This is a genomic window from Streptomyces sp. NPDC048650 (genome assembly GCF_043199095.1).
In the GTDB taxonomy this organism is placed as follows: Bacteria; Actinomycetota; Actinomycetes; order Streptomycetales; family Streptomycetaceae; genus Streptomyces.
In genome coordinates this window covers 1-18812 of record NZ_JBICVM010000028.1, presented here as the reverse complement: position 1 = coordinate 18812, position 18812 = coordinate 1, and the positions used below count along the sequence as shown (strand labels likewise).

The 18812-nt window shown below is 71.9% G+C and carries 15 protein-coding genes; 11 read left to right on the top strand and 4 right to left on the bottom strand.

Annotation, left to right across the window (positions count from 1 at the left end; all coding sequences use genetic code 11):
• The first annotated feature begins 354 nt into the window (after window positions 1-354).
• Window positions 355-1533 (top strand): alginate lyase family protein, encoded by a 1179-nt coding sequence (locus ACGFML_RS37830; RefSeq protein ID WP_393550452.1) that lies wholly within the window; start codon window positions 355-357, stop codon window positions 1531-1533.
• 129 nt (window positions 1534-1662) lie between these two features.
• Here the strand turns inward: ACGFML_RS37830 and ACGFML_RS37825 are convergent, their stop codons facing one another.
• Window positions 1663-2016, bottom strand: coding sequence for an ArsR/SmtB family transcription factor (locus ACGFML_RS37825; RefSeq protein ID WP_393550450.1), 354 nt, complete (start codon window positions 2014-2016; stop codon window positions 1663-1665).
• 147 nt (window positions 2017-2163) lie between these two features.
• Between ACGFML_RS37825 and ACGFML_RS37820 the strand changes: the two genes are divergently transcribed.
• The 6 genes from ACGFML_RS37820 to ACGFML_RS37795 all read left to right on the top strand — a co-directional run bounded on the left by ACGFML_RS37820 (window position 2164) and on the right by ACGFML_RS37795 (window position 9470).
• The gene (locus ACGFML_RS37820) at window positions 2164-3420 is read left to right on the top strand and encodes an MFS transporter (RefSeq protein ID WP_393550449.1); all 1257 of its coding nucleotides are present in this window, start codon (window positions 2164-2166) and stop codon (window positions 3418-3420) included.
• Between the two features lie 86 nt (window positions 3421-3506).
• Entirely contained in the window at window positions 3507-4295 is a 789-nt protein-coding gene (locus tag ACGFML_RS37815; RefSeq protein WP_393550447.1) for a phosphodiesterase, read from the top strand.
• A gap of 440 nt (window positions 4296-4735) precedes the next feature.
• On the top strand, window positions 4736-7291 hold the full coding sequence (locus ACGFML_RS37810) for an ATP-binding protein (protein WP_393550445.1): 2556 nt from the start codon (window positions 4736-4738) through the stop codon (window positions 7289-7291).
• Window positions 7292-7370: 79 nt separating this feature from the next.
• Window positions 7371-8054 (top strand): response regulator, encoded by a 684-nt coding sequence (locus ACGFML_RS37805; RefSeq protein WP_393550444.1) that lies wholly within the window; start codon window positions 7371-7373, stop codon window positions 8052-8054.
• Between the two features lie 126 nt (window positions 8055-8180).
• Window positions 8181-8579, top strand: a complete 399-nt coding sequence (locus ACGFML_RS37800) for an OB-fold nucleic acid binding domain-containing protein (RefSeq protein WP_362711830.1) — start codon at window positions 8181-8183, stop codon at window positions 8577-8579.
• A gap of 6 nt (window positions 8580-8585) precedes the next feature.
• Entirely contained in the window at window positions 8586-9470 is an 885-nt protein-coding gene (locus ACGFML_RS37795; RefSeq protein ID WP_393550442.1) for a DUF3159 domain-containing protein, read from the top strand.
• Between the two features lie 74 nt (window positions 9471-9544).
• On the opposite strand, the gene ACGFML_RS37790 is transcribed toward ACGFML_RS37795, so the two are convergent.
• Together ACGFML_RS37790 and ACGFML_RS37785 are read right to left on the bottom strand one after the other, a co-directional pair.
• Window positions 9545-10216, bottom strand: a complete 672-nt coding sequence (locus ACGFML_RS37790; RefSeq protein ID WP_393550440.1) for a potassium channel family protein — start codon at window positions 10214-10216, stop codon at window positions 9545-9547.
• Complete coding sequence (locus tag ACGFML_RS37785) at window positions 10213-10881, bottom strand: potassium channel family protein (protein ID WP_393550438.1); 669 nt, start codon at window positions 10879-10881, stop codon at window positions 10213-10215. The genes ACGFML_RS37790 and ACGFML_RS37785 overlap by 4 nt, the downstream gene beginning before the upstream one ends.
• Window positions 10882-11234: 353 nt before the next feature.
• Between ACGFML_RS37785 and ACGFML_RS37780 the strand changes: the two genes are divergently transcribed.
• The 4 genes from ACGFML_RS37780 (at window position 11235) to ACGFML_RS37765 (ending at window position 17569) form a co-directional block, all read left to right on the top strand.
• Complete coding sequence (locus tag ACGFML_RS37780; protein ID WP_393550468.1) at window positions 11235-13319, top strand: NAD-binding protein; 2085 nt, start codon at window positions 11235-11237, stop codon at window positions 13317-13319.
• A 190-nt stretch (window positions 13320-13509) separates the two neighbouring features.
• Window positions 13510-15564 (top strand): APC family permease, encoded by a 2055-nt coding sequence (locus tag ACGFML_RS37775; protein WP_393550437.1) that lies wholly within the window; start codon window positions 13510-13512, stop codon window positions 15562-15564.
• 100 nt (window positions 15565-15664) lie between these two features.
• A complete protein-coding gene (locus tag ACGFML_RS37770; RefSeq protein WP_393550435.1) occupies window positions 15665-16993 on the top strand; it encodes a class I SAM-dependent RNA methyltransferase in 1329 nt (442 codons plus the stop codon).
• Window positions 16994-17011: 18 nt separating this feature from the next.
• Window positions 17012-17569, top strand: a complete 558-nt coding sequence (locus ACGFML_RS37765) for a VOC family protein (protein ID WP_393550466.1) — start codon at window positions 17012-17014, stop codon at window positions 17567-17569.
• Window positions 17570-17712: 143 nt separating this feature from the next.
• Here ACGFML_RS37765 and ACGFML_RS37760 read toward each other — a convergent pair whose 3' ends face one another.
• Window positions 17713-18201: an excalibur calcium-binding domain-containing protein gene (locus tag ACGFML_RS37760; protein WP_393550433.1), complete on the bottom strand. Its 489-nt coding sequence runs from the start codon at window positions 18199-18201 to the stop codon at window positions 17713-17715.
• Window positions 18202-18812: the final 611 nt, after the last annotated feature.

Genomic DNA, 18812 nt, shown 5'->3' with positions numbered 1-18812 from the left:
TCCCCGGGGGCCGCCGTGCGTCATGGGGCCTTCGGGATCCGCACCGTGCGCGGTGCGCGGTGCGTCGTTCGCCGCGACAAGGCGCGGAATGTCGGGGGGTGTTGGCGCCAGAGCGTCGGTGGCGGGCGTCGACGGCGGGTGTCGAAAGCGCGTGGGGCGGTGGAAGTCGCCGGCGGGTCTTGACGCCGGGGTGGCTTGGCCATAGCTTCGCCAGCCATCACAGGTGTTCACGTCAACGCCTGTCGTTCATGTACGAGAACAATTCGTGTACGAGAGCAATCCATGTGCGAGAGCACTCCATGGGCGAGAGCAACTCCCGTCCACCGGGCATCTCGACAGGAAGGTCCACCCCCCATGCGCAGAAAGCTCATCCTCGTCGCCGGCGCCCTGCTCGGCGCCCTCACCGCGGGGCTGCTCACCGGCGCCCCGTCCTCCGCGGCACCGTCCGCCTTCACTCACCCCGGCGTCCTCGTCGGCACCGGCCGGCTCGACCTCGCCCGCAGCAAGGTCAACTCCGGTGCCCAGCCCTGGAAGGGCGCCTACGACACGATGATGGCGAGCAAGTACGCGTCGCTGTCGCGCACCCCCAAGCCGCGTGCCGTCGTCGAGTGCGGCTCGTACTCCGACCCCGACCACGGCTGCACCGACGAACGCGAGGACGCCCTCGCCGCCTACACCCTCTCGCTGGCCTGGTACCTCACCCGCGACAGCAGGTTTGCCGACAAAGCGATACAGATCATGGACGCCTGGTCCGGCACCATCAAGGACCACACCAACAGCAACGCCCCGCTCCAGACCGGCTGGGCCGGGTCCACCTGGCCGCGCGCCGCCGAGATCATCCGCTACACGTACGACGGCTGGCCCAAGGACCGCGTCGACCGCTTCGCCGGCATGCTGCGCGACGTCTATCTCCCCAAGGTCATCAACGGGTCCCACAGCAACGGGAACTGGGAGCTGAGCATGATGGAGGCGGCCGTCGGCATCTCCGTCTTCATCGAGGACAAGGCCGCCTACGACAAGGCCATCGCCACGTTCCGGACCCGGGTGCCGGCGTACATCTACCTGAAGTCCGACGGCGATCTGCCCAGGACGACGCCGGACAGCGGGCTGAACACCCGCGACAAGGTCATCAAGTACTGGCAGGGCCAGTCCACCTTCGTCGACGGCCTCACCCAGGAAACCTGCCGCGACTTCACCCACACCGGATACGGCCTCTCGGCCCTCTCGCACATCGCCGAAACCAGCCGCCTCCAGGGCCAGGACCTCTACCCCGCGGTCGCCGACCGGCTGCGCCATGCACTCGGCTTCCAGGCCACCTACGAACTGGGTACCGCCCCGCCGTCCTGGCTGTGCGGCGGCAGCGTCAAACGCGGCCTGGGTCCCGTCACCGAGGTCGGCTACAACGCGCTGCACAACCGGATGCACTACGAGATGGCCAACACCGAGAAGCTGACCGCACGACAGCGGCCGGCCGGCTCCAACAACCTCTTCGTCGGTTGGGAGACGCTCACCCACGCGGAGAACCCGAGCTGAATCCGGTCACACCCGGGGCGCGTTGCGGGCTGCTGCGATTGCCGACGCGTGCGGCGGAGGCGGGGGAGTCGTCACCCTCGCTTCGGCCGCCCGGCTCACCGACGATTCGGCCGGCCGGCCGGGGAGCGGCTAGAGCGCCTCGTCCTCGAGGGGCTGCAGCAGCGCGTCCAGCAGTCCGGGGAACCGCGCGTCGAGGTCGGCGCGGCGTAGCTGGATATAGCGGTTGCGTCCCACCACGCGTGCGGAGGTGATGCCCGCCTCCCGCATGATCCGCATGTGGTGCGACACGGTCGACTTGTGCAGGTGGGCGAGGCCCAGGCGTTCCGACGAGCAGTCGTACTGCTCCCCGCTCGCGTACGTCCGCAGCAGATGCAGGCGGGTCGGGTCGCCGAGCGCATGCAACACCTTCACCAGCTCGATCTCCGCGGTCTCCGGCTGCTCCTGCAGTACGCCCTCGCCGTCACCCGTAGCGCCGTCACTCACCACGGCCTCCTTCCGTCGCTCACCCCCACACTCTATTTCTCCTCCGGTTTTCCTCTCGAAACCGTTGGATGCTCATCAAACAATGGCTATTGTTTGACGCACATCAAACTTACTCGGTCTCGCGTATCCGTACCGGGAAGGACCCTTGTGCGTCTCCGTCTCCTGCTGCTGGCCCTCGGCACCTTCGCCGTGGGCACCGACTCCATGGTCATGGCCGGCATCCTCGGCCTGGTCGCCCGCGACCTGGGCATCTCCGTTCCGGCGGCCGGTCAGATGGTCACCGTCTTCGCCCTCGCCTTCGCGGTGCTCGCCCCGGTGCTGGCGACCGCCGCCGCCCGGTGGCCGCGCCGCCGTGTGCTGCTGACCGCTCTCACCGTCTTCACCGTGGCCAACGCGCTCAGCGCCGTCGCGCCCAACTACCCCCTACTGCTGGCCACTCGGGTACTGGCGGCGGCCGGCGCCGCGCTCTACACCCCGACCGCCAACGCCGTGGCCACCACACTCGTACCGCCCGAGCGGCGCGGCCGCGCACTGGCCACCGTCCTCGGCGGCATGACGGTGGCCACCGCGCTCGGCGTGCCCGTGGGCACCTACCTCGGCCGCGCCGACTGGCGGCTGACGATGTGGCTGGTGGTGGCGCTGGGGGCCGCCGCGTTGCTCGGCCTCGCCCTCCTGCTGCGCGGCCTCCCGGCTCCCACCGCGGCGCCCGCCCTGCGGGACCGCCTCGCGCCGCTGCGCAACCGGCGCGTCCTGGGCGCCGCAGCCACCACCCTGACGTTCTTCCTGGCCATCAACGTCGTCTACATCTACCTCGGCACCGCGGTGCGCCCCGCCACCGGCGGGGACGCCGGCCGGCTCAGCCTGATCATGCTGGTCACCGGCGTCGCCTCGGTTGCCGGCAGCTGGTTGGGCGGCCGGGCCGTCGACCGGCTGGGGGTACGCGCCGTGCTGCTCAGCGGCGGCGGCCTGGCCGCGGCGATGTACCTCGCCCTGCCCTGGGCCGCCGCCACCCTGCCCGGCGCGCTGATCTACGCCGCGCTCGCCCCGCTGGCCGGCTGGGCCGTCGTCGTCGCGCTGCCGTACCACCTGGCATCCATCGACCCGCCCAACGCGCCGCTGCTGATCTCTCTCAACAGCAGCGCTCTCTACCTCGGGGTGGCCGGCGGGGGCGGCATCGGCAGCCTCGCGCTCACCGTCCTCGGCGACCGCTGGTTCCCGCTCACCTCGACCGCGCTGATGCTCGTCGCCCTGGTGCTCTCGGCCGTCACCACCCGCCCCCGGGTGCACGCGGCCGCCCCCGCCCGGCGGAACGCGACGCCTCCCGGGCCGTCCGGCGCCGGCCATCCGCCCACCGGCAGCGCGCCCGCCCCCACCGCCGAAGGCGCAGCCACCCCCGCCCGCTGAGCGGGGCCCGCGGGCGGCTCCCGCCCGGGGCGACAACGGACAGGCGAGGGCGAGTGATTGCGTCGCCTCCGGGGAACTGTCGCCCCATGGTCGTTTCCGTCGCGCACATCAGTGATCCGCACATCACCACGGGCGCGCTGGCGGGGGAGCCGGCTGCCGGGCTGTACCGGGCGCTGGGGCGGGTGCTGGCACTGGACCCCCGGCCACGGTGCGTCGTGATCACCGGGGATCTGGCCGATCGCGGGCGCTTGGACGAGTACGCGGCGCTGCGCGAGGTGGTCGGCGGATTTCCGCTGCCGGTCCATCTCGTGACGGGCAATCACGACGACCCCGAAGCCCTCGTCGCGGTGTTCGGCGACAGCCCCTTCCTCGGGCAGACCGACGCCACGGACTACGTCGTCGACCACCACGGACTCACCGTCGTCGCGCTCGACTCCCACCTGACCGGGTCCCCGGCCGGGCAGCTCGGACCCGAGCGGCCGGCGTGGCTCGACGACGAGCTGTCCCGCAGGCCGGACGCTCCCGCGTTCGTGTGCCTGCATCATCCGCCGATGGCGCTCGGCATCCCGTTCCTCGACGCGATGCGGCTGCGGGACGGGACCGAGCTGGGCGCGGTGATCGCCCGTCACCCGCAGGTCGTACGGGTCCTGGCCGGGCACGTCCACCGGCCGGTCGTGGCGGCGTTCGGGGGCAGCACACTGGCCGTCGCGCCCAGCACGTACCGGCAGAGCGACCTCGCACTGCGCGCGGACCGGGCGATCGGCTACGTCCATGAGCCCACCGGCTTCCTGCTGCACGTGCTCACCGAGGACGGCGGCTGCGTGACGCACACCGTCCCGGTCAGTCACGCCGCCGCGCAGACCGGCGGGTACTGACCGTCGGCCACGAGCGGAGAAGCGGGCGGCGGAGGAGAGGGGCGGAGGAGAGGGGCGGAGGGCGAGCGGCCCGGCTGCCGGCCGCGGGCCGCTCAGCGGTCCGCGATCCCGCCCGCGGCGCCCGGGCTGCCGAGGTCACAGGCCCCGCGAATCACCCGTTCGGCGGCGCTCTGCATGGCCGCGTCACAGCCCCGGCGGCGCCGGTCCCCGCGGACCCCGACGCCCCAGGGTGCCGCCCGTGCCCGCGGCACAGCCGCAACGCGGCGCCCGGTGGTTCGCGCACCGCGGCCCGTGCGGCAGCCCGTGACCGCCCGCGTATCAGAGTCGCGTCAAGACCGGGCGCACAGCCGCCACCTGCCGCTTTTGTCCCCCTGTGGGGTCGGTAAGGTCGCCACAGGTCCAGCCCGGTGGGGGCGGCCTTCACGTAAGACAATGGGGCCATGGCACGCGGCAAGCTACGGATATATCTCGGCGCGGCACCGGGCGTCGGCAAGACGTACGCGATGCTGTCCGAGGCGCACCGGCGCGTGGAGCGGGGAACGGACCTCGTGGTGGCGTTCGTCGAGCACCACGGCCGGCCCCGCACCGAGGTCATGCTGCACGGGCTGGAGAACATCGCGCGCAAGGAGCTGGACTACCGCGACACGTCGTTCACCGAGATGGACGTCGACGCGGTGCTGGAGCGGCGCCCGGCCGTCGCGCTGGTCGACGAGCTCGCGCACACCAACGTCCCCGGGTCGCGCAACGGCAAGCGCTGGCAGGACGTCGAGGAGCTGCTGGCGGCCGGGATCGATGTGATCTCGACGGTCAACATCCAGCACCTGGAGTCGCTCGGGGACGTCGTCGAGTCGATAACCGGGGTGCGGCAGCAGGAGACCGTGCCGGACGAAGTCGTCCGCCGCGCCGATCAGCTCGAACTGGTCGACATGTCGCCCCAGGCGCTGCGCCGGCGGATGGCGCACGGCAACATCTACCGGTCCGACAAGGTGGACGCCGCCCTGTCCAACTACTTCCGGCCGGGCAACCTCACCGCGCTGCGCGAGCTGGCGCTGCTGTGGGTCGCCGACCGTGTGGACGAGTATCTGCAGGAGTACCGTGCGGAGCATTCGATCCGCTCCACCTGGCAGGCGCGTGAGCGCATCGTGGTCGGGCTGACCGGCGGCCCCGAGGGCCGTACCCTGATCCGCCGCGCGGCCCGGATGGCCGCCAAGGGCTCCGGCAGCGAGGTGCTCGCCGTCTACATCGCCCGCAGCGACGGTCTGACCTCGGCCTCGCCCAAGGAACTCGCCGTCCAGCGCACGCTGGTGGAGGACCTGGGCGGTACGTTCCACCACGTCATCGGCGACGACATCCCCCTCGCCCTGCTGGAGTTCGCACGCGGGGTGAACGCCACCCAGATCGTGCTCGGCTCCAGCCGCCGCAAGGCATGGCAGTACATCTTCGGTCCGGGCGTCGGAGCCACCGTCGCCAGAGAGTCGGGGCCCGACCTCGACGTGCACATCGTGACGCACGACGAGGTGGCCAAGGGCCGGGGGCTGCCGGTGGCCCGCGGGGCACGACTGGGCCGGGCCCGGATCCTGGCCGGCTGGCTGGTCGGTGTGGCCGGTCCGGCGCTGCTCGCGGTGCTGCTCACCGGCATCGCGAACGGGCCGGGACTGGCCAACGACGTCCTGCTCTTCCTCTTCCTGACGGTCCTGGCGGCGCTGCTCGGCGGGCAACTGCCGGCGCTGGCCTCGGCCGCCGCCGGCTCGCTGCTGCTCAACTTCTACTTCACGCCCCCCACGCACACCCTCACGGTCAGCGACCCGAAGAACATCGTCGCCATCGTGATCTTCTTCGCGGTGGCGGTGTCCGTCGCCTCGGTGGTGGACCTCGCCGCCCGCCGCACCCACCAGGCAGCCCGGCTGCGCGCCGAGTCGGAGATCCTCTCCTTCCTCGCGGGCAGCGTGCTGCGCGGCGAGACGACGCTGGACGCCCTGCTGGAGCGGGTCCGGGAGACCTTCGGGATGGACAGCGTGGCGCTGCTGGAGCGCACCGACGACGTCGCCCCGTGGACGTGCGCCGGCCGCTCCGGGGACACGAAGTCCGGTGAGCCGCTGCTGCGGCCCGAGGACGCCGATGTCGACATGCCGGTCGGCGACCACATGGCGCTGGCGCTGACCGGGCGGGTGCTGCCCGCGGAGGACCGCCGGGTACTGGCCGCGTTCGCCGCCCAGGCCGCCGTCGTACTGGACCGCCAGCGGCTGGTGGGCGAGGCGGAACGGGCCCGGGAGCTGGCCGAGGGCAACCGGATCCGGACGGCGCTGCTGGCCGCCGTCAGCCACGATCTGCGGACCCCGCTGGCGAGCATCAAGGCCTCGGTCACCTCCCTGCGCTCCGATGACGTCGCCTGGTCCGAGGCGGACGAGGCGGAGCTGCTGGCGGGCATCGAGGCGGGCGCGGACCGGCTCGACCACCTGGTCGGCAACCTCCTGGACATGTCCCGCCTGCAGACCGGCACGGTCACCCCGCTGATCCGCGAGATCGACCTCGACGAGGTGGTGCCGATGGCGCTCGGCGGCGTACCGGAGGGCAGCGTCGTCCTCGACATCCCCGAGGAGCTGCCGATCGTCGCCGTCGACCCCGGGCTGCTGGAGCGCTCCGTCGCCAACCTCGTCGAGAACGCCGTGAAATACAGCCCGGACGGGGAGACGGTGCTGGTCTCGGCCAGCGCGCTCGGCGGCCGGGTGGAGCTGCGCATCGCCGACCGGGGCCCGGGCGTCCCGGACAGCGCCAAGGACCGGATCTTCGAGCCCTTCCAGCGCTACGGGGACGCGCCGCGCGGCGCCGGCGTCGGGCTGGGCCTGGCCGTCGCCCGCGGCTTCGCCGAGGCGATGGGCGGCACGCTCGCCGCCGAGGACACCCCCGGCGGCGGCATGACCATGGTCCTGACACTCAAGGTCGCGGCCGGCCGGCCCCCGGTCCGCCCCGACCTTCCGGCCCAGGCCGTCACATGAGCCCGGCCACCCCCCTCATCCCTCCCGCGGGCCAGGCCCGGCGGGGACCCACAGACCGCCACCACATGGGAGAACGCCAGTGAACCGGGTGCTTGTGGTCGATGACGAGCCGCAGATCGTCCGTGCCCTCGTGATCAACCTGAAGGCGCGCAAGTACGAAGTGGATGCCGCCCCCGACGGGGCCACCGCCCTCAAGCTCGCCGCCGCCCGCCACCCCGATGTCGTCGTCCTCGACCTCGGCCTGCCCGACATGGACGGGGTCGAGGTGATCAAGGGGCTGCGGGGCTGGACACGGGTGCCGATCCTGGTGCTCTCGGCGCGGCAGACCTCCGACGAGAAGGTCGAGGCCCTGGACGCGGGCGCGGACGACTACGTCACCAAGCCCTTCGGCATGGACGAGCTGCTGGCCCGGCTGAGGGCCGCGGTACGCCGCGCCGAGCCGACCGGACCGGCCGAGGACGAGGTGATCGTCGAGACGGACGGCTTCACTGTCGACCTGGCCGCGAAGAAGGTCAACCGCGGCGGCCGGGACATCCGCCTCACCCCCACCGAGTGGCACCTGCTGGAGGTCCTGGTCCGCAACCAGGGCCGTCTGGTCAGCCAGAAGCAGCTGCTCCAAGAGGTGTGGGGGCCCTCGTACGGCACGGAGACCAACTATCTGCGGGTCTACATGGCCCAGCTGCGCCGCAAGCTGGAGAGCGATCCGTCGCATCCGCGGCACTTCATCACCGAGCCCGGTATGGGGTACCGCTTCGAGCAGTGAGTCCGCGCGGTGACCGTGCGGGGAGAGCCCGCGACGGGGCCGCGCGGTGAGCCGGCGCGGTGCGGCGGCACGGAAGAGCGCGAACGACCCGTGATCCGCCGGGCGGCGCACCGGTACGCTGGGGATATGAGTGCTGGGACCCGATCCGAGAAGCCGGCCGGTCGCTTTCGCCGGATGCTCGACAGGCTGTCCTCCTCCGAGGAGGAACTGCAGAGCGCCGAGCTGCAGCAGGACACGCAGGCCACGGGGTGCACCCGTATCTGCGACTGCGACGACCGCCAGATAGTCAAGGTCACCGGCACCCTGCGGCATGTGACCCTGCGGCCGCGCGCCGGTGTGCCCGCGCTGGAGGCGGAGCTGTTCGACGGCTCCGCCGCGCTCGACGTGGTGTGGCTCGGCCGCCGCTCCATCGTCGGCATCGAGCCGGGCCGTAAGCTCATCGCCTCGGGCCGGGTCTCCATGAGTCACGGACGCCGGGTGCTCTTCAACCCGAAGTACGAACTCCGACCGCTCGGACAGGAGTAGTAGCCGGTGACGTCTTACGACCGACCGACCACCGACCGACCGACCGACGACGACGGCGCGTCCGCTGCGGACACGCGCGCCGCGTCCGGCTCCGGCGCCGCCCCGGACGCCGACGGCAGAGCGGTGACCGAGAAGGCGCTCTTCGAGGCGTTCGGCGGCGTACGCGGCATGGTGGAGACCGTTCTCCCCGGCCTGCTGTTCGTCACGATCTTCACGGTCAACAAGGACCTGCACATCTCGGCGATCGCCGCGCTGGCCGTCTCCCTGGTGCTCACCGCCGTCCGCCTGATCCGCCGGGACACCGTCAAGCACGCCTTCAGCGGCGTCTTCGGCGTGGCCTTCGGCGTCGTCTTCGCGATGATGACCGGCAACGCCAAGGACTTCTACCTGCCCGGCATGCTCTACACCCTCGGGCTGGCGGTCGCCTACATCGTCACCACGCTCGTGGGCGTCCCGCTGATCGGGCTGATCCTCGGGCCGGTGTTCAAGGAGAACCTCTCCTGGCGCACCCGCAACCCCGGCCGGAAGAAGGCATACGCGAAGGCCAGCTGGGCCTGGGGACTGATCCTCCTCGCCAAGTGCGCGATCCTCTTCCCCCTCTACTGGTGGGCGGACACCGCGCAGCTCGGCTGGGTGCTGGTCGCGCTCAAGATCCCGCCCTTCCTGCTCGCGGTCTGGCTGACCTGGGTCTTCCTGGCGAAGGCCCCGGCGCCGATCGACGTCTTCGCCGAGATGGAGGCGGAGGAGGAGCGCGAGAAGGCGCAGAAGGCGGCCGCGGAACGCCGCCGCACCGAGGACGGCGTGCTGGAGGACGTCGCCGACGCCATCCACCAGGACATCGTGACCGAGGCCGTCGAGCGCCCGCAGGGCGCACCGCGCCACCGCCGCTGACACCGACAGCACACGCCGGGGCCCGGGAACCAAGCGGTTCCCGGGCCCCGGCGTCCGTGCGGGAGGCGGCGTCCCTAGGCGTCCGTCCGCCGGACCGACAGCAGGTCCTCCAGCTGCTCCTCACGCGACTGGGCGGCCACGAACAACAGCTCGTCGCCCGCCTCCAGCGCGTCCTCCTTGTTGGGCGTGAGCACCCGCGTACCGCGGATGATCGTCACCAGCGAGGTGTCCTCGGGCCAGTCCACATCGCCGACCCGGGTGCCGGCCAGCGCCGCCTCCGGGGGCAGCGTGAGCTCGACGAGGTTGGCGTCGCCGTGGCTGAAGCGCAGCAGCCGTACGAGATCGCCGACGCTCACCGCCTCCTCGACCAGGGCCGACATCAGGCGCGGCGTGGAGACCGCGACATCGACACCCCAGGACTCGTTGAACAGCCACTCGTTCTTGGGGTTGTTGACCCGGGCGACCACCCGGGGCACGCCGTACTCGGTCTTGGCGAGCAGCGAGACGACGAGATTGACCTTGTCGTCGCCGGTCGCCGCGATGACGACGTTGCAGCGCTGCAGCGCGGCCTCGTCGAGCGAGGTGATCTCGCACGCGTCGGCCAGCAGCCATTCCGCCAGCGGCACCCGCTCGACCGAGATGGCGGTCGGCGCCTTGTCGATGAGCAGGATCTCGTGCCCGTTCTCCAGGAGCTCCCCGGCGATGGAACGACCCACCGCGCCCGCACCCGCGATCGCGACCCTCATGCGTGCGCCTCCTCGGGGCCCGTGGCGAATGCCGCTTCGACCTTCTCGACGTCGTCGGTGCGCATCATGACGTGCACCAGATCGCCTTCCTGCAGGACCGTCTGCGAGGTCGGCAGCGTCGCCTCGCCCAGCCGGGTGAGGAACGCGACGCGGACGCCGGTCTCCTCCTGCAGCGTGCTGATCTTGTGGCCGACCCAGGTCGGTGAGGTGTGCACCTCGGCGAGCTGGACGCCGCCGCTGGGGTCCCGCCACATCGGCTCGGATCCCGAGGGCAGCAGCCGGCGCAGCATCTGGTCGGCCGTCCAGCGGACGGTGGCGACGGTGGGGATACCGAGGCGCTGGTAGACCTCGGCGCGGCGCGGGTCGTAGATCCGGGCGGCGACGTTCTCGACGCCGAACATCTCGCGGGCCACCCGGGCGGCGATGATGTTGGAGTTGTCGCCGCTGGACACGGCGGCGAAGGCACCCGCCTCCTCGATGCCGGCCTCGCGCAGGGTGTCCTGGTCGAAGCCGACACCCGTCACCCGGCGGCCGCCGAAGCCCGAGCCCAGGCGACGGAAGGCGGTCGGGTCCTGGTCGACCACCGCGATGGTGTGCCCCTGGCTCTCCAGGGTCTGCGCGAGCGCGGAGCCCACGCGACCGCACCCCATGATGACGATGTGCATGCTGATTACCCCGTGCCCTGAATTAGCGCGCTGACCTGCCCAAACACCCTGCTCACTACTTTCTTCTCCGAGTGCCGGCGACACGCGGCCACTGCTCGCGGTCACGAGGCCACTGCTCGCTACCGGGACCGCGTACGCGCCAACGGGCGCGTTGGGCGCAGCGCGGTCCGGTACAACCGTAGCCGTATTGCGGTGCCCGGTAAGGGGCGCGGTCGGCACCGATCCTGCGCCGGGTCGGACCGGCGATGCGCCGCCGGTTCGCGCCGGGCTGCGCTCCGCGTCGCCCGTAAGGCACGCTACGAGGTGTGCCCAACCTGCCTCAGCAGCCCCAACAGGGCTCATCCACCCCGCACATGGTGGTCTGTGGCGACGATGCGCTCGCGCACCGGCTCGCCGCGGAGCTCCAGGACGTCTACCGCGAACGGGTGACGCTCGTCGTCCCCTCGGCCCGGGAGCCGCACCGGCCCCGGATCCCGCCGCCGGCCCGTGCCCTCGACCGCGCCACGGCGCTGCTGGGACGGGTGTCGGCGGCGGTGGCGCGCGCGCCGCAGCCGCAGCCGCCGAACGAGCCGGCGCAGTCCACCGGGGCGGACGCCGACGGCCCCGAGGAGCCGGTGCGGATCCTGGAGTCGGCGGAGGCCGACGACGCCGCGCTGACGGCGGCGGGCATCGCCGAGGCGGGCGCGCTGGCGCTGGTCTACGACGACGACGAACTCAACATCCACGCCGCGCTGCGCGCCCGCCGCCTCAACCCCCGGCTGCGGCTGGTGATCCGGCTCTACAACCGCAAACTGGGCCAGCACCTGGAGGCGTTGCTCGACCAGGCCGCGACGGTCGCGTCCCCGGGCGGCGAGGACACCGAGGCCGTCGACGCCTCCACCACCGTGCTGTCCGACGCCGACACCGTGGCGCCGGCGCTGGCGGCCACCGCCGTCGCCGGAACCAGCAAGGTCATCGAGGCGGACGGACTGCTGCTGCGCGCCGTGGAGCGCCCGCCGGTGCCGCCCGGACGACCCGGCGAGCCCGGCCTGTGCACCCTGGCGGTGCTCTCCGCCTCCGCCACCGAGCCGGCTTCCGCCACCGAGCCGGCTTCCGCCACCGAGCCGGCCTCCGCCACCGGCCCGCCCGTCGCCGACGGCACGGCCCCGCCGCGCGGTTCGGCGGCCGGCGACGAGGGCCCGGTGCTGCTCCCCGACGACGCGGCGGCCGGGGCGGCCGACGGGCGCGGCACCGTCGTCCTGGAGACCGTCTCCTATCCGGGGCGGACGGTGCGCCCCCGCCTGCTGCGCGGCCGCGGCGCGCCACTGGCCTCGCTGTTCTCCCGGCGGCTGCGCTGGTCGCTGCTCGGCATCGTCGGTGCGGTACTGGCGCTGGCCGTGGCCGCCACCCTCACCACCGAGGAGACGCCGGTGCACGCCCTCTACCTCACCCTGCTCGACCTCTTCGCCATCGACGATCCGGCTCTCGACGAGCCGCTGCCCCGCAAGATCATCCAGCTGCTGTCCGGACTCACCGGACTGCTGCTCCTGCCCGTCCTGGTCGCCGCGGCGTTCGAGGGGCTGGGCACCTTCCGCAGCGCCTCCGCGCTGCGCCGTCCGCCGCGCGGGCTGTCCGGGCACGTGGTGCTGCTCGGGCTCGGCAAGGTGGGCACCCGGGTGCTGACCAGACTGCACGAGCTGGGCATCCCGGTGGTGTGCATCGAGGGGGATCCCGAGGCGCGGGGCATCTCCCTGGCCCGCCGGTTGCGGGTGCCGACCGTCCTGGGGGACGTCACGCACGAGGGCGTCCTGGAGGCGGCGAAGGTCGAGCGGGCCCACACTCTGCTGGCCCTGACCAGCGACGACACCACCAATCTGGAGGCTGCTCTCTACGCCCGCTCGGTCAAGCCCCGGCTGCGGGTCACGCTGCGGCTGTTCGACGACCGGTTCGCCACCGCCGTCTACCGCACCCTGCGCGCCGCGCACCCGCACGCGCTGACCCGCAGCCGCAGCACGTCGTTCCTGGCGGCACCCGCCTTCGCCGGCGCGATGATGGGGCGGCAGATCCTGGGGGCGATTCCCGTCGAGCGCCGGGTGCTGCTGGTCGCCCGCGTCGAGGTGCGCGGCCATGCCGCCCTGGAGGGACGTACGGTCGCCGAGGTACTGCGGCCCGGACGCCTGCGGGTCCTCGCCGTCGACACCTCCGCGCCCGACGAGCCCCCGACGGACACCGCCGAGAGCCCCCCGCAGGCCGCCGAGCGCGAGCCGGCGCACCTGGCCCACGACCTGGGGGAGGGCTACGTCCTGCGTCCTCAGGACCGGGTCCTCCTCGCCGCCACCCGCCAGGGGCTGGGCGATCTGCTGGCCCGGCGGCCCCGACCGCCGGCGCCCGGCGGGGCCGAGCCCGACCCCCGCCGACGCCCGGCGGGGGCGACCAGGCGCCCCGCAGCCGGGCCGTGACGAACGCCACGCGACCCGCGCGCACCGGGCGCCTACGGGCCATCTGTGTCCGTGACGTGCGGATTGTGTGCGGGCGGCGCGCTCGGGGGCGGCACCGTGCAGGTCAGGCCCGCCGGGGTACACCCCGCCGCGGCCACCCGTGCGGGTGGCGGGTGGGCGCGGGCCTTGACGAAGGCTTAGCATCCTCTGCGTGTCCAAACTGACCGACGTGCCCAAACGGATCCTGATCGGGCGCGCGCTGCGCAGCGACAAGCTCGGGGAGACCCTGCTTCCCAAGCGCATCGCACTCCCCGTCTTCGCCTCCGACCCGCTCTCCTCCGTGGCCTACGCGCCGGGCGAGGTGCTGCTCGTCCTGTCCGTCGCCGGTGCGAGCGCGTACAGCTTCAGCCCCTGGATCGCGGTCGCGGTCGTGGTGCTGATGTTCACCGTCGTGGCGTCGTACCGGCAGAACGTGCACGCCTACCCGAGCGGCGGCGGCGACTACGAGGTGGCGACCACCAACCTCGGTCCCAAGGCGGGTCTGACCGTCGCCAGCGCCCTGCTGGTCGACTACGTCCTGACCGTTGCCGTCTCCATCTCCTCCGGAGTGGAGAACCTGGGCTCCGCGATCCCCTTCGTCGTCGAACACAAGACACTCTGCGCGCTCGTGATCATCGTGCTGCTGACGCTGATGAACCTCCGCGGCGTCAAGGAGTCGGGCAAGCTCTTCGCGATCCCCACGTACATCTTCGTGGCCGGCGTCTTCATCATGATCGCCTGGGGCGCGTTCCGCGGCCTGTTCATGGGCGACACCATGAAGGCCCCCACCGCCGACTACACGATCCACGCGGAGCAGGGCGGCCTCGCCGGCTTCGCCCTGATCTTCCTCCTGCTGCGCGCCTTCTCCTCCGGCTGTGCCGCGCTCACCGGCGTCGAGGCGATCTCCAACGGTGTGCCGGCCTTCCGCAAGCCGAAGTCCAAGAACGCCGCCACCACGCTGGCCCTCATGGGCGGCCTGGCCGTCACCATGTTCTGCGGCATCATCGCGCTGGCCATGACCACCCACGTCAAGATGGCCGAGAGCCCGGCCAAGGACCTCCTCGACCACGGCAGGCCGATCGGCTCCGGCTACACCCAGAACCCGGTCATCTCCCAGGTCGCCGAGGCGGTCTTCGGCAAGGGCTCGTTCCTCTTCGTCATCCTCGCCGCCGCCACCGCCCTGGTCCTCTTCCTGGCCGCGAACACCGCGTACAACGGCTTCCCGCTGCTCGGCTCGATCCTCGCCCAGGACCGCTATCTGCCGCGCCAGCTGCACACCCGCGGCGACCGCCTGGCCTTCTCCAACGGCATCGTCCTGCTGGCCGGCACCGCGATGGTCCTCGTCTACCTCTACGGCGCGGACTCCACCCGCCTCATCCAGCTCTACATCGTCGGCGTCTTCGTCTCCTTCACGCTCAGCCAGATCGGCATGGTCCGGCACTGGAACCGCCACCTGCTGACCGAGAAGGACCCGGCCAAGCGCCGCCGGATGCACCGCTCGCGCGCCATCAACGCCTTCGGCGCCACCTTCACCGGCCTGGTGCTCGTCGTCGTCCTGCTGACGAAGTTCACCCACGGCGCCTGGGTGGCCCTGCTCGGCATGGTCATCTTCTTCGTCACGATGAGCGCGATCCGCCGCCACTACGACCGGGTCGCCGACGAGATCGCCGCCGAGGAGACCCCCGACGACGACGTCGTGCGCCCCTCCCGCGTGCACTCGATCGTCCTGGTCTCCAAGCTCCACAAGCCCACCCTGCGGGCCCTGAACTACGCCAAGCTGATGCGCTCGGACACCCTCGAGGCGGTCAGCGTCGACGTCGACCAGGCCGACACCAAGGCGCTCCGCGAGGAGTGGGAGCGACGCGGCATCGAGGTCCCCCTCAAGGTCCTTGCCTCCCCCTACCGCGAGATCACCCGCCCGTTCATCGACTACGTCAAGTCGCTGCGCCGGGAGAGCCCGCGCGATGCCGTCTCGGTCTTCATCCCCGAGTACGTCGTCGGCCACTGGTACGAGCACCTGCTGCACAACCAGAGCGCCCTGCGCCTCAAGGGCCGCCTGCTGTTCACGCCCGGCGTGATGGTCACCTCCGTGCCCTGGCAGCTGGACTCCTCCGAGGCCGCCAAGAAGCGGGCCCGCAAGCGCGCCGACTGGAACGCCCCCGGCGCCGTGCGTCGAGGCCCGGTGGCCGCCCAGCCCAAGAAGGAGAAGGCCGCCACCAAGAAGTAAGGCGCACCCCGCCATGGGACGTAGACTTGACGGCTGGCCTCCCGCCCGGAGGCCGGCCGTCGCTCGTCCTACGCCCCCCACCCCAGGAGCCCCGCCCGCCATGCAGACAGAACCGAAGAAGTCGCTGGTCGGCGAGGAGTACGAGGTCGAGGTCGGCCCGGTCGCCCACGGCGGCCACTGCGTCGCCCGCACCGAAGAGGGCCAGGTCCTCTTCGTCCGCCACGCCCTCCCCGGTGAGCGGGTCACCGCCCGCATCACCGACGGCGAGGAAGGCGCCCGCTTCCTGCGCGCCGACGCCGTGGAGATCATCGAGGCGTCCAAGGACCGCGTCGAGGCACCCTGCCCCTTCTCCGGCCCCGGCAAGTGCGGCGGCTGCGACTGGCAGCACGCCGCACCGGGCGCCCAGCGCCGCCTCAAGGGCGCGGTCATCGCCGAGCAGCTGGCGCGACTGGCCGGTCTCTCACCGGAGGAAGCCCACTGGGACGGCACGGTCGAGCCGGCCCCCGGCGACAAGGTGGCCAAGGGCGAGGTCCCGGCCTGGCGCACCCGCGTCCAGTACGCGGTCGACGCCGACGGCCACGCGGGCCTGCGCAAGCACCGCTCCCACGACGTCGAGCCGATCACCCACTGCATGATCGCGGCCCCGGGCGTCGCCGAACTGGGCATCGAGAAGCGTGAGTGGCCGCAGATCGCCACCGTCGAGGCGATCGCCGCCACCGGCTCCCACGACCGCCAGGTCATCCTCACCCCCAAGTCAGGCGGCCGCCTCCCGATCGTCGAACTCGACAAGCCCGTCTCCGTCCAGCGCATCGGCGAGAAGGACGAACAGGTCCACCGCGTCCACGGCCGCCCCTTCGTCCGCGAACGCGCCGCGGGCCGCACCTGGCGCGTCGGCGACGGCGGCTTCTGGCAGATCCACCCGAAGGCCGCCGACCTCCTGGTCGAGGCCGTCATGCAGGGCCTGATGCCGAAGAAGGGCGACATGGCCCTCGACCTCTACTGCGGCGTCGGCCTCTTCGCCGGCGCACTGGCCGAACGCGTCGGCGACAAGGGCGCCGTCCTCGGCATCGAATCCGGCAAGCGCGCCGTCGAGGACGCCCGCCACAACCTCCAGGACCTCGACCGCGTCCGCATCGAACACGGCAAGGTCGAGGCGGTCCTCCCCCGCACCGGCATCACCGACGTCAACCTCGTCGTCCTCGACCCGCCCCGAGCCGGCGCAGGCAAGAAGACCGTCACCCACCTCGCCTCCCTCACCCCCCGCCGCATCGCCTACGTGGCCTGCGACCCGGCAGCCCTCGCCCGCGACCTGAAGTACTTCGCCGATGCGGGGTATGTGCCGCGGCGGATGCGGGCGTTCGATCTGTTTCCGATGACGCATCATGTGGAGTGCGTCGTCATCCTGGAGAAGGCAACAAAGGGCGCCTGACCTGCGGGTTTGGGTGACGTGCGTGATGTGCGGTGTGGGCGCTACGGGGGGTATCTCGCTCATTTCGGCGGCGACCGGGCGTTGTTGATGGTCGGCAGCCGCGATCCGGTCGATTGCAGGTTTCTGCCCGACGAGGGCGACGGAGCACGCAGCTGTCGCCGCACGTGCGCGGTTATCGTCGGTTGGATGACGACCCACTTACGGCGCCTCACCATCCCGGGCCAGGATCCTGCCGCACTTGCCCGGTTCTGGGGCGGGGTGCTGCTCCGCCCGGTGATTGACGGCAGTGACGGCCTTCACCTGCAGATGGTCGAAGGGAACGAGCCGCAGGCCCTGTACTTCACCCAAGCGGTGGCCCAGTCGGTTCCGGACGGCGGCCCGTTCCTCAGCGTCGGGGCACTGTGCGGCACACTCGCCGACGAGGTCGAACGGCTCGTTCGCCTCGGGGCCGCGTTTCTCCACGATTCCCCGGGCGATCCCCGGTCTGTGACGATGGCGGACCCTGAAGGCCATCAGTTCATGGTCGAGTTGAGCGACGAGGAGCTCCTCGACGATGAACTCGACTTCACGCGGTAGAGCCCCTCGTTCCCGCAAAGGAGAGGGGCCGGGTTCCCTGCGGAACAGGTGAACCGGCCCAGTGGCGGAGGCCCGGCCGGGGGCGTCCCCGTGACATGGCGACGTCTGTGCCCCGGCACGGTGCCGGGGCACAGCGGATGGGATCACCCCCAGTCGCAGCCGATGCCGTCGCCATCACGATCGAGGTGGGCGCCGTAGCCGGGGTCTCCTCGGCGGACGGGCGCGGCTCCGGCGGCGCGGGCGGCAGCGCAGTTGGAGTAGTAGGTGCTGCCCCCTCCGCCGCTCGTGCTGCCTCCGCTGCTGCTGTCGTCGGCAGGGGCGGCGGCCTGCTTGGTGACGGTCACCGTCGGACGAGGCTTGGGCTTGGCGGTGACCGTCTCGGTGACGGTCGGGGCAGGCTTCGGTGACGCGGTCACGGTGACGGTGACCGTGGGGCGAGGCGCGGGAGCAGCAGCGGCCTTCTGGTCCTCGGCGGACGCGCCGCCGAGAACCGTGGCCACGGAGAACAGCACCACGCCCCCGGCCCAGACGCGCTTGCGCTTGTGCAGCGCGCGGCTGTCGGGCCGGCGGGGTGCGGGCGGCTGCATGGGCGGCGGCTGTACGGGCTGCCGGGCGTTGTACGGGTTGGACATGGACCCCCCTTGGGTCTGCGACTGCGGGCGGCGCTGCCCGCATGGTGCCTGCCTCGGATGTGACTCCCAGCCCCCCAATGACAGGGAAGAACGGCGGTGTTGCGGGTCCTCAGCAGGACTCACGGACCTTGACGGTGGCGAGGTGACGGTGCTGGTCACATCCTGCTCGCCAGCGGCGGGTGAGAGGGAGCAAACCGTCCAATTGAGGTCGTACGTCTGGGAGCGGCCCTTGTGGCGTCACAGGCGGTGCCCTCGTCTGCCTGCCCCAGCTCTTCCGCCGGCGGAAGAGGAGGACTGCACCAACGCTCGAGGCGTCCATCACGGTCCCCCTCGCCGCCGGCCTACCGCTACGAGGGCGCTGACTCGGGACAGATCACCGGAATGCGCCTGCCCTGTGGGTGCCCCAGAGACCTGGTGGTCCGGCGGCCCGGTGGTCCGGCATAGCTCGAACCATCACAGACGTGCCCCCAAGTCGTGCCGCACCCATAGGATCGTGTAAGTTCTTCGAGTTGCCACAGGCCGTAACGGTTCTGCGGCAACCATCCCGCCGCTTCGCGGCACACCACTACTGCACGGCTCCTCAACGGGAACGATTTCGGTATGCCGAAATT

Bases quoted from the DNA above. Each gene is read 5' to 3' on its own strand.
- ACGFML_RS37770 (WP_393550435.1), top strand. From the start codon at position 15,665: ATGCAGACAGAACCGAAGAAGTCGCTGGTCGGCGAGGAGTACGAGGTC.
- ACGFML_RS37830 (WP_393550452.1), top strand. From the start codon at position 355: ATGCGCAGAAAGCTCATCCTCGTCGCCGGCGCCCTGCTCGGCGCCCTC.
- ACGFML_RS37815 (WP_393550447.1), top strand. From the start codon at position 3,507: ATGGTCGTTTCCGTCGCGCACATCAGTGATCCGCACATCACCACGGGC.
- ACGFML_RS37810 (WP_393550445.1), top strand. From the start codon at position 4,736: ATGGCACGCGGCAAGCTACGGATATATCTCGGCGCGGCACCGGGCGTC.
- ACGFML_RS37780 (WP_393550468.1), top strand. From the start codon at position 11,235: ATGGTGGTCTGTGGCGACGATGCGCTCGCGCACCGGCTCGCCGCGGAG.
- ACGFML_RS37800 (WP_362711830.1), top strand. From the start codon at position 8,181: ATGAGTGCTGGGACCCGATCCGAGAAGCCGGCCGGTCGCTTTCGCCGG.
- ACGFML_RS37790 (WP_393550440.1), bottom strand. From the start codon at position 10,216: ATGAGGGTCGCGATCGCGGGTGCGGGCGCGGTGGGTCGTTCCATCGCC.
- ACGFML_RS37785 (WP_393550438.1), bottom strand. From the start codon at position 10,881: ATGCACATCGTCATCATGGGGTGCGGTCGCGTGGGCTCCGCGCTCGCG.
- ACGFML_RS37760 (WP_393550433.1), bottom strand. From the start codon at position 18,201: ATGTCCAACCCGTACAACGCCCGGCAGCCCGTACAGCCGCCGCCCATG.